Annotated in this window: 6 protein-coding genes; 2 read left to right on the top strand and 4 right to left on the bottom strand. The window is 41.3% G+C overall.

Features of this window, described 5'->3' with window-relative positions:
* Positions 1–86 precede the first annotated feature (86 nt).
* Positions 87–4,412, bottom strand: coding sequence for a cadherin-like domain-containing protein (locus F6K13_RS02550; RefSeq protein ID WP_287286772.1), 4,326 nt, complete (start codon positions 4,410–4,412; stop codon positions 87–89).
* On the opposite strand from F6K13_RS02550, the gene F6K13_RS02545 reads away from it, so the two are divergent.
* Complete coding sequence (locus tag F6K13_RS02545) at positions 4,405–5,016, top strand: hypothetical protein (RefSeq protein ID WP_192901331.1); 612 nt, start codon at positions 4,405–4,407, stop codon at positions 5,014–5,016. The two genes, F6K13_RS02550 and F6K13_RS02545, sit on opposite strands and share 8 nt — an antisense overlap.
* 1,028 nt (positions 5,017–6,044) lie before the next feature.
* Here F6K13_RS02545 and F6K13_RS02540 read toward each other — a convergent pair.
* The 3 genes from F6K13_RS02540 to F6K13_RS02530 all read right to left on the bottom strand — a co-directional run bounded on the left by F6K13_RS02540 (position 6,045) and on the right by F6K13_RS02530 (position 15,481).
* On the bottom strand, positions 6,045–8,981 hold the full coding sequence (locus F6K13_RS02540) for a cadherin-like domain-containing protein (RefSeq protein ID WP_287286770.1): 2,937 nt from the start codon (positions 8,979–8,981) through the stop codon (positions 6,045–6,047).
* A gap of 342 nt (positions 8,982–9,323) precedes the next feature.
* A complete protein-coding gene (locus F6K13_RS02535; protein WP_287286768.1) occupies positions 9,324–13,073 on the bottom strand; it encodes an Ig-like domain-containing protein in 3,750 nt (1,249 codons plus the stop codon).
* Positions 13,074–13,219: 146 nt separating this feature from the next.
* Positions 13,220–15,481 (bottom strand): recombinase family protein, encoded by a 2,262-nt coding sequence (locus tag F6K13_RS02530; RefSeq protein ID WP_287286767.1) that lies wholly within the window; start codon positions 15,479–15,481, stop codon positions 13,220–13,222.
* Between the two features lie 73 nt (positions 15,482–15,554).
* On the opposite strand from F6K13_RS02530, the gene F6K13_RS02525 reads away from it, so the two are divergent.
* Positions 15,555–15,905, top strand: coding sequence for a hypothetical protein (locus tag F6K13_RS02525; protein ID WP_124144589.1), 351 nt, complete (start codon positions 15,555–15,557; stop codon positions 15,903–15,905).
* Positions 15,906–16,076 lie beyond the last annotated feature (171 nt).

Raw genomic sequence — 16,076 nt, 5'->3', positions numbered from 1 at the left:
CGGTTAATCCTACGGCGACAGTGCAAACCGCGACAGCGAGCGCTGCTGAAGAACTCATGCAGCCAGGTGCTACTGCCACCAGTGTACTAGCTGCACCTGTGCAGCAGCCCGTTGCCGAGCAGGCCAATACCGGCAGTAGTAGTTGCATAACTAATTTCTCCATTATCGAGATTTTCCTGAGTGAATTTACTTCCTACTGCTAAAGTTTCTCCTCCCTGTTGTAATTCCCCTAAAGTCGGCACTTCAGTCAGGGTATATTGTAGAGAAGCAGGAGTGGCAGTTTCTACATCAGGGTCAATAAATTGGAGATTTTCTGTAGGAATGACCTTACTTTGACCAATAAATGCACTTAGGTCAGTCGTAGTACCGACAGGTGGATCGTTGACCCGAATATTAAAGGTATCTGTCACTTTACCGCCATCAACATCAATGACTTGGAAACTAAAGGAGTCATCATTTGTATCAGTAGCTGTGTGTTGGTAGATAACTACGCCACTATTGATATTTTCTTGAGTGAAAGTATTGGTGGGGTTATCCTCCAGTTGTAATATTCCTGCTGCTGCTTCAGTGGTAACTGTATAAGTAAAAGCATTTGTACCATTATCCCCATCCGTTGTCTGCAATAAATTCTGACTGATGCTTCCTGTCCCCCCAAGGTTGACAACCAGTTCACTGTTTTTAGTAATTTCGGGGATGTCGTTGACCAAGATATTAGCAGTACCAACACCTTCACTAAAGGCATTTGTGCCACCTATGGTTGAGATATCGGTTAGTTCGCTAGTATTACTGCTGCCGTCGGTGGTATCCCAACCACGGAATTGAATAGTGGCATCGCCGAAAAAGTCGGTATTGGGAACAAAACGTAGGCGTTCACTTGTTGTAGCTGTCAGTAATGTCGTATTGCTATTACTCACGTCTACCCAGTTTGTACCATCATCTACGGAATATTGCCACAGACCATTACTATTATCTATTTGAGTAATAGCTATTCCGCTACTCGCTCCTCCATCAGCATCTGTAACTGCACCAGCGATAATATCTGCGACGGGAGTGCCAGTATTATTTACTTCATTTTCATTGATAGTTGTCAGAGCTAAATTTCCTAGGTCTGTTAGTACTGGTGCATCGTTTAATGCTTCTACTTGTACGGATATAGTACCTGTTTGAGTCGCAGTAGCATCGTTAGCTGTTTCTGTTGCTGTAGCTGTAACTGTTAAGTCAAAACTAAAGGTTGTTCCGGTCTCTCGGTCTCCAGGAGGGGAGATAGTTAAATTGGTTAATTCCTCTGGGGTCAAAACCCAACTACCATCACCTTGGTCTGTTCCTGCGGAAAGAGTTGCTCCTGCTGGCACTCCACTAATAGTAATAGACAGATTTTCTGAACCGCTAGTATCTACTAAACTAGCAGCTATACCCAGAGGTAGCTCTTCTATATCTGTTCCTGATACATTTGGTGTAGATATTTCCAGGTTAGGAGTATCGGCAACGGGAGTAACATTAATGTTGACTGTTGCTGTATCTGTGAACCCTTGAGTATCCGTAATAGTATATGTGAAACTCTCCTGCCCACTAAAATTCTCATTAGGCGTATAGATGAAACTCTCTGTTGTTTCTGCTAAAGTGCCATTTTTAATATTATCGGCAGCAAACTCAGTAATTGTAATTTGCTCACCATCAGCTTCGGAATCATTTGCCAATAATTCTGACTTATTAATAGTTATTGCCGTATCTTCGTTAGTCTCAAATACATCATCACCAGCTATGGGAGAGGTATCACCGGGATTAATATTAATATTTAGTAACCCACTGGTCGTACCCCCGTCTTGGTCAGTCACAACATAACTAAATGTATCTGTCCCAGGTTCATCTCCTGTATGTTGGTAAGAGAGACTGCCTTGGTCAATATCCTCTTGAGTGAAAGTATCCGTTACTTCCAGAATTGCCTTTCCTAGTTGTAGTTTTCCACTGGTTGGTAATTCTGTAACTTCATAAATTAGAGTTTCTGCAACAGCATCAGTATCAGGATCTTCTGCCAGTAGATTTTTATTAGTAATTTCTTCCTGGGTATCTTCATCGAGACTTAAATTTTTGCTCGTAATATTTGGCGGGACATTAACTCTGATTTCAAATGTGTCTGTGGTTTCACCTCCTACCTGGTCTGAAACACTGAAACTAAAAGAATCATTTTTAGTATCATTATTATCGTGTTCATAAGTAAGTAACCCTTGGTCAATATCCTCCTGAGTAAAACTGGTAAAGCTTCCTCCATCAACTAGCAAATTACCACGAGTAGGGAATTCTGTAACCGTATAAATTAGAGAAGTCTTACTATCATCGGTTGTTTCTAGGAGAGTATTATCTATTATTCCAGTCTCTTGTGTATTGACCACTAATTCGGTATTCGTTCCCACCAATGGTAAATCATTAATACTGAGATTAATTAAAGCAGTATCAGTTTGAGGTTCGCCTAAACCTGTGTTGCCTTGGTCATTTACCGAGATGCTGATAGAATCACTACCTGAGTTATTACCTGTATATGTCAGGGTGTTGAGAGATTGGTTAATATTTTCTAAACTTCCGGTAAATACTATTTCCGCATCTGCTTGACCATCACCAGTTGTAAAGGTGAGACCAGAGGTAGAATTAAGGGTGAGGTTACCGTCATTAGTAGTTTCTAGGGTAACTTCTAATTCTCCGTCTCCAGCATCGGGGTCTGTTACCTCAATACCAACAATATCTAATTGTTCCCCTTCATTAACCAGTTGTTGGTTGTCAGGAATTGTAATTTCTGGTGGGTCGTTGACATTGAGCAGGGCGATCGTAAATGACTTAGTTAAGTTTTCTCCAGCATTGTCAAATGTTCTGACTTGGATGTCATAGGTCTCTTGTTCCTCAAAATCAAGATTTGTTCCCTCTGCTACAACTAGCTGGTCTTCGTTGAGAGCAAAGCGTCCATCAGCATCATCAACTAATCTATATTCATGGACATCACTTTCATCTGGGTCTTCTGTGGTAAATGTACCAATAACTGTACCTGCTTCACTATTTTCTTCCACACTATCGTTATCTAACAGAATGTCAGTGGGAGGATCGTTGAGAGAAGGTGGTGTTACTTCACCTGGATCTGGAGGGGTTGGTGATGGTGTTGGGTCTGGCGAGTCTGTTGGTGTTGGTGATGGTGTTGGGTCTGGCGAGTCTGTTGGGGTTGGTGATGGTGTTGAGTCTGGCGAGTCCGTTGGGGTTGGTGATGGTGTTGGGTCTGGCGAGTCCGTTGGGGTTGGTGATGGTGTTGGGTCTGGCGAGTCCGTTGGGGTTGGTGATGGGTCTGGCGAGTCTGTTGGTGTTGGTGTTGGTGTTGGGTCTGGCGAGTCTGTTGGTGTTGGTGTAGCTGTAGGAAAAGGAGTTTCTGGAGTAGGGAAGAAATTACCAGAATTAAGAGTGCCACTATCAACACCAATTAAGATAGCCAAAGTATTACCGTCAGCATTCCGAATAACAGTATTACCACCCTCGTCAGATATTTCTAAATCTTCAAACGTTAGACCTCCCTCCAAACTAAGAAGGTCATCTGTAGTATTAAAGTCAGTAACAGTATATAAATTATCAGATTCCTCAAAATCTACAATAACGAAACTATCTTCACCCTCGCCCCCAGTTAAAATATCACTACCTCGACCACCTATCAATAGATCGTCACCCTGACCTCCATCAAGAGAATCATTTCCTTTACCACCTGAGAGGACATCATTTGCCTCCCCACCATCTAGAGTATCGTTTCCTCGTTCGCCATTGAGAGTGTCAGCACCTGCATCTCCTAATAATAAGTCATCATCTTTACCTCCAGATAATACGTCATCTCCCGTACCACCATCTAAAGTATCGTTACCTTGGTTTCCTGATAAAGAATCATTATCTTCATTTCCTGAAATACTATCAGTACCTTTACCACCGCTAATAACATCTAACCCCGCACCACCAGAGATAATATCATTACCATCCTGACCGAGAAGCGTATCATTACCTCCATCTCCTGCTACCGTATCATCGCCAATATCTCCTGAAACAAAGTCGTTTTCTTCTCCTCCTGCTACATAATCGTTTTCCTTACCACCGTAAATAACGTCTCTACCTTCTCCACCTCTGACTGTATCTGAGCCGCGATCGCCCAATACTGTATCATTCCCAGCATCACCGAGAACAGAGTCAGCATCTCTTCCACCTCGTAGACTATCATCTCCCAAACCACCGCTAACTGTATCATTGCCTCGGTTGCCGTTGATTTGGTCGTTGCCTTCTTGGCCAAGTAAAGAATCACCTTCTTCTTGGCCAAATACTATATCATTGCCACCTAGTGCAGAATATGTATCGCTGAAGACACTACCAAATGCTAGATCGTCTCCCTCGGTGCCCACTGCTTCACCACCTGGAAGTAAAGTTCCTCCTCCTGGTGCTGTAGGTACGGGAGCTGGCGTTGTTGCAGGCGTTGGTGCTGGTGTAGGAGATGGGGTTGGTGCTGGTGTTATTACTGGTGGGGTTGGTGTTATTACTGGTGGAGTTGGTGTTATTACTGGTGGTTCTGTTGGTTCTACTGGTTCTATCACTACAAAGTCGCCATTTGCATCGAAGAAACCTATTATACCATCTATTACAACTATTTCCCTACCTTCGGGAGTTGTTGGTATGGGTGTTGGCGCTGGGGTTGTTGCTGGGGTTGGTGCTGGGGTTGGTGCTGGGGTTGGTGCTGGTGTTGGTGCTGGGGTTGGTGCTGGTATTGGTGCTGGTGTTGGCGCTGGTGTTGGTGCTGGGGTTGGTGCTGGGGTTGGTGCTGGGGTTGGTGCTGGGGTTGGTGCTGGTGTTGGTTCTGGTGTTGGGGATGCCGTCGGTACTGGTTGTAATGGTACAAAGTCACCATTATCATCAAGGAAACCTCGTATGGGAAAGCCATTTATTATCCTTGTAATTATTTCAACATTTATAGGTGTGCCTGCTGAAGCCATTTTTCTACCTCTTAAATAATATATAATTTACGTTAGCTAGTATTAGACAAGGTCAAGATTTTTTTTGTTTATCTACTTCTTGATGATGTAGTAATATTGTTAATTTTTACAAGGGATAATATTGTTTTTATTACAGGTTATATCATGTCCGCTTAATTAGTAAAAATAAAGTTCTTAGGTAGTAGGTGGTAGGTGTAAATTAAAGAGGGAATTCTGAATATAATCAGAAATTTTGGAGTTCCCTTCAAGAGCAAGAGGAGAACATTTTTATTATACTTAATTATTCGGATATGGTATTATTAATAACTTTAATTTATCAAGTTACTTAAATCGAACGAACCCATCTATATTCATTCAACATTTCTCGTATTGGGAAAGTCAAACTGTAACTAATTGAATTAGTTTCAACCATAAAATTTGATGTTTTTTTGCTCTACAACTTTGTTAAGGTTAACATTTTTTTTCCTTTTTAACAATTGGTATAATCTTATAAAGTTATCTAGATATTGCAAGTATTATTTGCTGATCGTTATCTGGGATAAATTATATCATTTGCCCCCTTCGGGGGAGCTACGCTTATGGTAAAACAGTTATAATAGGGCTTCGTAATTTTGCTCTAGTCCTAATATCAAGTCTCATTAATTAGCCATAATAAAAATGTTCTTTTCTTGAGAGAGAATATTTTTTCCTAGGCCATGCTGCGCAAACAAACTTTCCCTTGTTCCCTACTCTCTACTCCCTGCTCCCTACTCCCTAAATTTTTTATTGTGCTTCTTCAAAGATACATGATATAAGACAAGTATTTAATTAAAGGGCTAAAGCTCAACTACAAACAAAAACTTTATTATAACGCGCTTATTTGTTAGCGTAGCTCCCCTGGAAGGGACTAGGGTAGCTCCCCCAGAGGGGGCACATTATATTAACTAGACTTTGAAGATTTATTCTCCTAAAAAATAAAATCGTGGATAATAGCTCGGTCGAACTATTTTTATCCACTTTTGCGACTGATTTGAACGATTTTTTACATTTTCATATTACCTCCTAGGGTTAAATAAACTTAAAATCTGAAGAGTCAATAACAGTACTAATAGCATCAGGAACAAGAGGTATATTATTAAGGACTGCTAAATCAAAAGCAGGATTACCATCATCCTCAAGATTTGGGTCATATCCTAAGATAACTTTACTATTCAAACTATTATTTACATAGATAAAGAAAGCAGGACTTGTTCCCGAACCATTTTGATTATTCAGAATAGAATTAACTTGCTGCACATTTTCAAATCTATTCTCAAAAATAATTAGTTCTTGACCACTTATATCTTGACCTTGGGAACCCAAATTATCAAGAGAAATTATCACACTAGAAAATTCTGTAGCAGTGCCAGGAGGATTAGTTAAATTGCCAAAATTACTGGATCTAAACAAGAATACATCTACATTACTACCATTAAAATCAGTAATTACATCGACTCCTTCATTGGGAACTTCAAAAAAGAAAGCATCATCTCCCTCATTACCAGTTAACCTGTCCGCACCAAAACCACCACTCAAAGAGTCATCACCTATATTGCCATTAATACTGTCGTTACCTTCGTCACCACTGATAAAATCATTTCCTTCATTACCATCAAGAGTGTCAACCCCTGCACCACCACTCAAAGAGTCATCACCGACCCCACCAACAACACTATCGTTGCCTAACCCACCGAATAAACTATCGCTACCAGTTTGGCCAAGCAGCAGGTCATCATCAGCACCACCGTCTAGAGTATCATTACCAGAATTACCTCCTAAAGTATCATTTCCAGTATTACCAAATAAAGAGTCATTATCATCTTCACCGGATAGAGAGTCATTGCCCGTACCTCCGTCTAGGGTATCGTTACCCTGTCCACCTCTGAGAGTATCTTGTTGTTCTGCTCCTAATAATAGATCGCTGCCGTCTTCTCCTAACAAAGAGTCACTATCAGCACCACCATCTAGAGTATCGTTGCCTACTCCTCCAAATAATGTATCAGCTTGTTCTGCACCAAACAAAGAGTCATTTCCAGCTTCACCTAATATAGAATCTTCGTCCGCTCCTCCATCTAAAATATCCTCTCCAGCACGACCACTAATAGTATCCTCTCCAGCATTTCCGAGAATGTAGTCACTTGCGGGAGTACCGTTAATGGTATTATCACCACCTCCACCTTCAGATATATTATCAACAACAGTAATACTAAAGGATGTAGTTGGAATTGTTCCATTATCGCCATCAGAAACAGAAAAAGTAAACGGAAACCTACCTGCTGTGTTACCCGGAGTATATAGAATTAAGTTGTTATTAATATCAGCTTGAGAAAAAGTATCGTCATTATTGATACTATCATCAACTAATGTCAGATTACCTTGTATGGGTGCCCTGATAATATTGTAGGTAATTTCTTCTGCTGTGTTGTCGGTATCTGTAACTAAAAGATTAGTATTGAATATTGTTTGTCTTGCTCCACCTCTCTCAGCAATGATACCTCGGTTATTAACTAACTGCGGTGAGTCATTGACTTTAATATTAACTTGAGCAGTATCGGAACCACCATTGCCGTCACTAATACTATAACTAAAACTGTCCTCTCCCAGGAACCCAGTATTGGGAGTATATGTGTAGGTTGTACTGTTTTCTTGTACTAATGAACCATTTCGTGGTGTACCTATGGCAGAAATACTGAGAGGGTCTCCATCTGGGTCAGAGTCGTTTTCGAGTAGTTCTTGAGTAGTAAAAGTTAATGGTTCATTTTGATTTGTCGTTAAGTTATCGTCCTCTGCTTCAGGGGGGTTGTTGGAAGGTTCTGGAGTTTCTGTGGGTGTGGGTGTGGGAGTTTCTGTGGGTGTGGGTGTGGGAGTTTCTGTGGGTGTGGGTGTGGGAGTTTCTGTAGGTGTGGGTGTGGGAGTTTCTGTAGGTGTGGGTGTGGGAGTTTCTGTAGGTGTGGGTGTGGGAGTTTCTGTAGGTGTGGGTGTGGAAGTTGGACTTGGTGAAGTTGTTGGTCCAGGAGGTGTGGGTGTAGGGAGTGATAATGTTACAAAGTCACTGGAGTCTATTGTGCTACTTTCAACTCCTTCTAGCACTGCCAAAAAATTGCCGTTCGTACCACCGACACTAATAATAGTGTTATCGGGGTTGTCTTCTGATGCAAAAATACTTAGTTCTTCAAAACTCAAACCATTGCTAAGACCGATTAAATCTTCGTTACTGAAGTCATTAATAAAATCTGCACTGCTAACTCCAGGACCTCCTGAATCACGAGTAATATTAAAGGTATCTTGCCCTATTCCTCCTGAAATTGTATCTGCACCAAGGTCTCCAGAGAGGAAATCTGCACCAACACCTCCTGCTAGTGAGTCTGCATCTTTTCCTCCAAAAAGTACATCATCTCCTGTATTACCTTCTAGAATATCTCTACCTGTTTCACCAAATAATGTATCTCCACCATCATTCCCTAATAAGCGATCGTCACCCGCTCCACCAACTACTGTATCATTACCGATGTCCCCAGCAACAAAATCATCCCCCCGGTCGCCGAATAATAGATCGTCCTCTCCACCACCGACAATACTATCATTCTCTTTACCTCCATAGATAGTATCGTTGCCTTCTTCTCCCCAGATAGTATCACTGTCGCGATCGCCAAATAATACGTCACTACCACTACCTCCGAACAGAGAATCTAAATCTTTGCCACCTCGTAAACTATCATCTCCCGGACCACCGTCTAGAAAATCATTTCCGGCATTTCCGTTCATTTGGTCTTGACCTTCATCTCCCAGGAGAGCGTCATTTTCATCTAGAGCAAAAACTGTATCATCTCCAGACAATGCTAAAATTGTATCTGCTACTGTACTCCCAATGATGGAGTCGCTGAAAATACTTCCTTCTGCTAAACCTCGAATAAAAATTGTTGATGGTAGTTCGACTTGTTGTTTGACTCTTTCTGTTTGTGCCATTTTAATTTTTCCTGATAATTGCTATGAGATAAAAGGGAGTAGGGAGTAGGGGAAATAATTGATAATTTCTGTGGGATAATTAATTTGATTTTTTATTATCTTTATCCCTTATGGGTTTAATACCCCACCGTCAGCGGGGGTGCAAATGCGGTTGGTGGGGTGAGAATCCCCATCGACTCCATTCTCCTGACTCCTGACTCCTTCTTCAATGGAGATGTCTATTTTTTTATAGACAACGGAATAGAAGTAAGGATATTCAGTTAGACAATAGGGGAAAAAGGTTGAAATTTACTCCCATACTCCCCACACTCCCCTATTCCCTGTTGCCTGTTGCCTGTTGCCTTATATAAACTCAAAATCACCAGCATCAATAATGGTTGAAATTTGGTCTTCTTCAGGTTCAATAGACTGAAGTATACCCAACTCAAAAGCAGGAACACTGTCATCAGCTAAACTTGTGTCATAACCAAAGACATATTTTCCACGTTGACCATTGAGGTAAACAAAGAAAGCAGGGCGATCGCTGGAGCCATTTTGTACATTTAAGGCAGCATTGACTGCTTGTGCATTATCAAACTTACCTTCAAAAATAATCAGTTCTGCATCACCGATACTCTGACCTTCCGATCCTATATTCTCATCCTGGAGAATTACACTAGAAAAACCGCTATTAGTTAAACCGCCAAAGTTAGCAGATGTAAATAGTAATGTATCATCATCACCTGGTCGGTCGAAATCTCTGACTGTATCTATACCTTGGTCTGCAACTTCATAGAAGAAGAAATCATTCCCGGCACCACCTGTCAGTCGATCGGAACCAGAACCTCCAGCTATAGTATCATTACCAATGCTACCGTCAATTCCATCATTGTCATCACCACCTTGGATACTATCATCTCCTATATCACCCAAAATGATATCCTGACCCGGACCAGCGTCGATAGTGTCATTACCATCATCACCAACCAGAGAGTCATCACCTTCTTCTCCAAATATTGAATCGTTCTCTGAACCACCTAAAACTGTATCTGCTCCTGCTCCACTACTAATAGTATCGTTGTCTGAACCACCGTCTATTAGATCGCTACCGTCTCCACCAGTTACGGAGTCGTTGTCAGCTCCACTGCGAATGGTATCGTTACCCGCATTGCCAGCTATGGTATCGTCACCATCTGCTCCTAGAAGAGAGTCGTTACCTTCTCCTCCAGTCATACTGTCGCTGCCTTCTCCTCCTAAGAGGTTGTCGTTACCAGCATCTCCAGAAATGCGATCATTGCCTGTATCTCCAGAAATGCGATCATTGCCATCACCACCAAATAAACTATCGGAACCATCACCACCTCTGAGATTATCTTGTTGACTGCCACCAAATAGACAGTCATCACCAGAGTCGCCTAACAGAGAGTCGCTTCCTTCACCACCATCTATATAGTCGCTGCTACTGAGACCATCAATACTATCGTCTCCTGCTAATCCCAAAATATTATTACTTAGGGCAGTACCAGTGAAGTTATCCGCTTCATTGGTTAATGTTTTAGTATCATCTACAATACCAATACTAAATGAGTTGGGAGGAACCTGACCCCCGGCAACATCAGAGACTGTGTAGGTAAAAAAGTCACTACCTGCCGTATCATCTGGAGTAAATTGTAGTAAGTTATTGTTAATATCTTCTTGAGTGAAGGTATCTCCCTCCCGTAAACGAGAACTATCTCCTATTCTCAGGTCGCCTAAGTCTGGAGCATCAGTAATTGTGTATATTAACTCATCAGGAGAATTATCAGCATCAGATGCTTGCAAATTATTGGAATTTATAAACCGTATACCTGAAGCAGCTTCTACTACTATGCCAGTATTGTTAACTAACTCTGGCGATCGGTTAATTGTAATTGTCACATTAGCAGTATCGCTACCCCCATTACCATCGCTGATAGTGTAGCTGAAACTTTCTGTACCTACAAAACCATCATCTGGAGTATATTCAAATAACCCATTGCTTTTCTGCACTAACTCTCCATTGGAGACTGATGTAAAATCAGTTACTGTTAGAGGATCGCCGTCAGGATCGGAATCGTTTTCTAATACATTAAATTCTACTAATTTACTTTGACTAGTTGCTACTTCGTCATCTGCTGCATTTGGTCTGCGGTTAGGAATGGGTGGAGGTGTTGGTTCTGGTGTTGGTTCTGGTGTTTCTGTCGGTTCTGGTGTTTCTGTCGGTTCTGGTGTTTCTGTCGGTTCTGGTGTGCCTGTAGGGTCTGGTGTTTCTGTTGGTTCTGGTGTGCCTGTAGGGTCTGGTGTGCCTGTAGGGTCTGGTGTGCCTGTAGGGTCTGGCGTACCTGTGGGAGAAGGAGTAGGAAAAGGAAATCCACCAGAACCAATGAAATTACCAGCATTAATAGTATTACTGTCAACTCCTACTAATATTGCCAAAAATGGACCATCAGAACCATTCTGAATAATAGTATCACGACCTGTACCACTGGGACTTTGGAAAATAACTAAGTCATCAAACCCAAGACCTCCTCCTAAACGAATTAGGTCAGCATTACCATTGAAGTCAGAAATAACATCTGCCTCGAAAATTTCAGGACCGCCATTTTCAGGACTAATGAAAAATGTATCGCTACCCTCATTACCAATCAGAGTATCTGTACCTGAACCCCCTATTAGAAAGTCGTTACCAATATTTCCTTGAACTTGGTCGTTACCATCTCCACCGTCTACCGTATCATTATCCCCATCACCACTGAGCAGGTCTGCTCCTGAACCTCCAAATATTGAGTCGTTGCCGAAACCGCCAGATACTTCGTCATTGCCTTCATCACCAAAAATAGTATCGCTGCCAGGGTCTCCAAATAAGCGATCATTACCTAGACCACCACTAACAAAGTCCTCCCCAGCGCCACCGCTAACAAAGTCGTTCCCCTCACCACCAAGAACATTATCGTTACCATCTCCACCAAAGACAGCATCATCTCCTCTGTCACCAAATACCTCATCATCTCCTGCATCACCAGAAACACTATCATTATCTCTACCGCCATAAATAGTATCTCGACCATCTCCTCCACTAACTGTATCATTTCCGCGATCGCCAAATAATATATCATTACCCTCCTCTCCTAAAATCAGGTCGTCATCTTTACCACCACGGGCGTTATCATTTCCTTGGTTTCCTACAACTGTATCATTACCTCGACTGCCATTGAGAGTATCATTATTTTCATCTCCTCTAATTTCATCATTACCACCTTGACCAATAATAGTATCATCACCCACCGCTCCAAATATGACATCTACTTGGTCGCTACCAATTAAAAATTCATTATTGGGGGTGCCTCGGAATACTCCCTCAACTCTGATGGGCGCTCCTTCACTAAGAACACTGATGTTAACTGTTGCCAGAGAACTGCTAGTACCATTGCTTACAGAATAACTAAAACTATCTGTTCCAATAAAAAATTGTCTGGGGGTATAAGTGAAAGTTCCTGTACCATTTTCTAGTAATGAACCATTGGTAGGTAAGCTAAAATTACTAACAAATATTGAATTACCTGAAGGGTCGATGTCATTTTCGAGGACATTAAAACTAACGGTTTGACTCTGGTTAGTTGTCACTTCGTCATCGACAGCTATTGGTTGTGGTGGTGGTACTGGCGAAGCAGTTGGTGGTGGGGTTGGTGTTGGTGTTGGTGTGGGTAATGCCTGAAACACGCCGTTAACAATTAAACCAATTAGCTCGCCATTATCAGCTCTAACTTCGATAACTTCTGTTGGTGGTGGGGTTGGTTCTGGTTCTGGTGTTGGTGTTGGTTCTGGTGTGGGTGTGGGTGTTTCTGTTGGGGTTGGTGTGGGTGTGGGTGTGGGTGTGGGTGTTTCTGTTGGGGTTGGTGTGGGTGTGGGTGTAGGTGTTTCTGTTGGAGTTGGTGTGGGTGTGGGTGTGGGTGTGGGTGTTTCTGTCGGGGTTGGTGATGGTACTGGCTGTAATGGTACAAAGTCACCATTATCACTAATAAAACCTCGTATGGGAAAACCATTTATTTCCCTTATAACTATTTGCATATTTACAGGTGTTAATCCTGTTCCCATTATTTTTCTCCTTCTAAAAATTATCTTTAATTAGTTTGTGATTTTTATTGACAAATACTTTTTTTTATAGTAATAAAATCATTTATTTTTCATTGGTCCTCAATTTGACCAATAATTACAATAGGCATTTATTGTAAATTGTCCAACTAAGCAGTATTAGATATAGAATTGTAGACCAAGGGTAAAAGTGGCCCGGTTTGTTCCTGTCCATTAACAGCTAAATCGCTATGACAAAGGTAAATCCGATATTCATTTGACTCATTAGCTGAACTATTGTTGCCATAATCTACAGGAGAACCTACACGACTTAACAAATCTAACAAAATTCTTCGCAGTCTTTCCCGATCGAATTTTTGCGTATCTTCAATAGTCCAAGAATTTCCTAACTGACTTTGCAAAAATAATGGCGCTCCATAGAGAGTAGCAGTACCTCCACTTAACCACAGAGGGGAGCCTATATCTAACCAAAACTGCCATCTATGACATCTACGACTAGCTCGATATTGAAAAACTGTTGCCAAAGTAATTGCTGGGGGAGAATAACCAATTGTCCTCACGGGAAAAGGATTTGCACTAACAACTCCTTTGCGTAAAAATTGGATAAATTTTTCTACTGTACTAGATGATAAGTCTTCTTCCACTGAGTCGTTGGTAATAGCGGTTGTTACCGAAAATTTTGAACTTTGTTGCAGTCTGCGCTCTACTTCCCAATAGTGGGTAGCGGTTTCCATCAACTCTCGTAGTGCTGCTAACTCAGTAAAAGAAAGATAGCTAGACATAAAGAATTTCTGAATTGCTCTGTCTAACAAAAATATCGGGTTAGGCAGTTGACGTTGTTGTTGTTGCGACCGCTGTTCTTCTATCCATTCCAAAATTTGATTATAAACACGAGTTGCTTGATACCCGACTCTATCCCATCGAGAAAAAGCTTGTATTGGCAGCAAGTGTGGATGTGTAAGATCTGGATAAAAGCAGTGATCTGCTAACAAACCTGCGCGCACTGGATCTATATCATTAGTCCTCTGTAAATTTTCTTGACCATCTGTTTGTTTTTCAGCTTTGCCAATAGACCTTTGACTTAATACAACCAACATTTCTGCCACTGCATCACGGTCTACTAAACGTCCCAACCCACGATAAACCAAAGTTAAAAGACTCAACAATGCTCGGATCGTGGGATAGCTAATTAGAGGACGTTGGTCTTTGAGTGAGTCTACAGCAATTCCAGCATGATGGAGAATTGAAATCAAACTATAACGAGCAATGGCATCTAAACCAGGAGCTATTATTGCTACTTCTTGAGGTTCTACTATACCCAATTTTATATCTTTAACGATCGCCTCTGCCGTTTTTCGTAACAAAGCCGCCCGCGATCTAGTCTGAATTAATTGTAAAAAAGCCGGAAGTTGGAAAATAGAAGAATTAAGACTATAAGTATCCAGGACTAATTCAACAATAGGTTCTCCTATTTCTGTAGCTAAATTTTGTTCAGTGTCTAATACTTCAATTTGACAGCGTTTCTGCAGTTCTGCTAAATATTTGGGGTCAGCTCCCAGACCTAATCTAATACCACCATCAGGATTATAAGTAAAAACGCCTAAAGTTCCATTATCTAAGAGAAAGTTGCATAAATGACTAGCGATCGCTGGATATTCATCCACATCATCTGCCAACAAAAATGGATAACGGTCAATTAGATATTGCTGATAATTAGGATTTGGTAGTAGATACCGCCAGTATAACTCTGTGATGATACCATAAGTTAGCAAGCCTTTTTGTAAACACCAATGTCGCCACTGTTGCAGCAATTCTACTATATTGGCATAGAATTCCCCTGAATCTACTTGCTCAAATCCCTGTTGTAAAATCATTGCGGTCTCTTCTATAGGCGTGCAACTGAAAGCAGCCAATTGAAATAGGTCAAGAGTTCGGCGTGTCATCCGCTCTCTAGTTACTCCTGGCTGTTGCAATAATCCTTTCTTTATGTGAGGACGCCAAACTCTGCCAGCAAGTTCCTGTTCTGTTTCGGGCCGTAGTCGTAATGGAAATTGTGCCTTTAAGTCCAAGGATTCGATTAGCAATGGCCAGAATAAGTTGACTTCATCTTCAAAAAAACCTAATGGTGTAGTTGAATGATATGGGTATTGTTCTAATGTAGCCTCGGAAATTCTGTCCATCAAGTCAAGTCGATTATTTGCATTAGCCGCCAATATTAGTATCTTGGGCGAAGTATGCAGAAAGTCTGGTATATTTGGGCGATCGTCTAAAATATTTTCGGAATTTTCTGGCCTAACAATTTCATTTAGGGGAGACTTCAGATTTTGGCCTCTTATACAAAATTGTTCTATTAACCGACTTGTCTTACCGCTAAGAGTTGGCCCTGTAATCCAAAGAGAGCGATCGGGCATTGTTGGCTATCCTTTGTTTTGTTGGCAAATTAAACTATATAGCAAAGAACGAGTTGGTGTTTGACATAGATTGATGATGAACCGTAAGATGCCAGAAATGCTTTTCCCACTGTTGCCTGTTGTCTGTTGCCTGTTGCCTGTTCCCCACTACATTATCGAAAAATTGAGTTTATATAGTATCCGGATAATTAGTTATCGTATGATTCAGGGAGACCGAGTCAGCAGGACTGAATCAGGAGAAAGTCAGGATGAGAGTGGGAATTATCTGTGGATATTCCGGCATTTTATGTCTGCGTTGAATGGAAGTAGAGAGTGCAATAACTGTATAACCGGATTTTATATTAAAGCCTTAGCATCGCAGGGGGTTGATTTTTTCAAGCGATCGTTATTAACTAGGTGTCAGCTAAAAGTTTTCAGCTATTAGCTTGGGTTTAAATCCCCGGATTGATTATAGCAAGATAATTTTAAGAGGGGAAGATGTATTTCGGTTGACCGTAGATACAGGAAACAATGGAATATTAGATTTTGAAGATGATATCGATCTCATTGAGCTAAGAGAAGGGTTGACATTTTCCTCGCTAGCGATCATTACTGA

The organism is Okeania sp. SIO2B9 (assembly GCF_010672505.1).
Lineage (GTDB): Bacteria > Cyanobacteriota > Cyanobacteriia > Cyanobacteriales > Microcoleaceae > Okeania > Okeania hirsuta.
The sequence above is the reverse complement of the archived record's forward strand: the minus strand, read 5'-3'. Positions and strand labels throughout refer to the sequence as shown.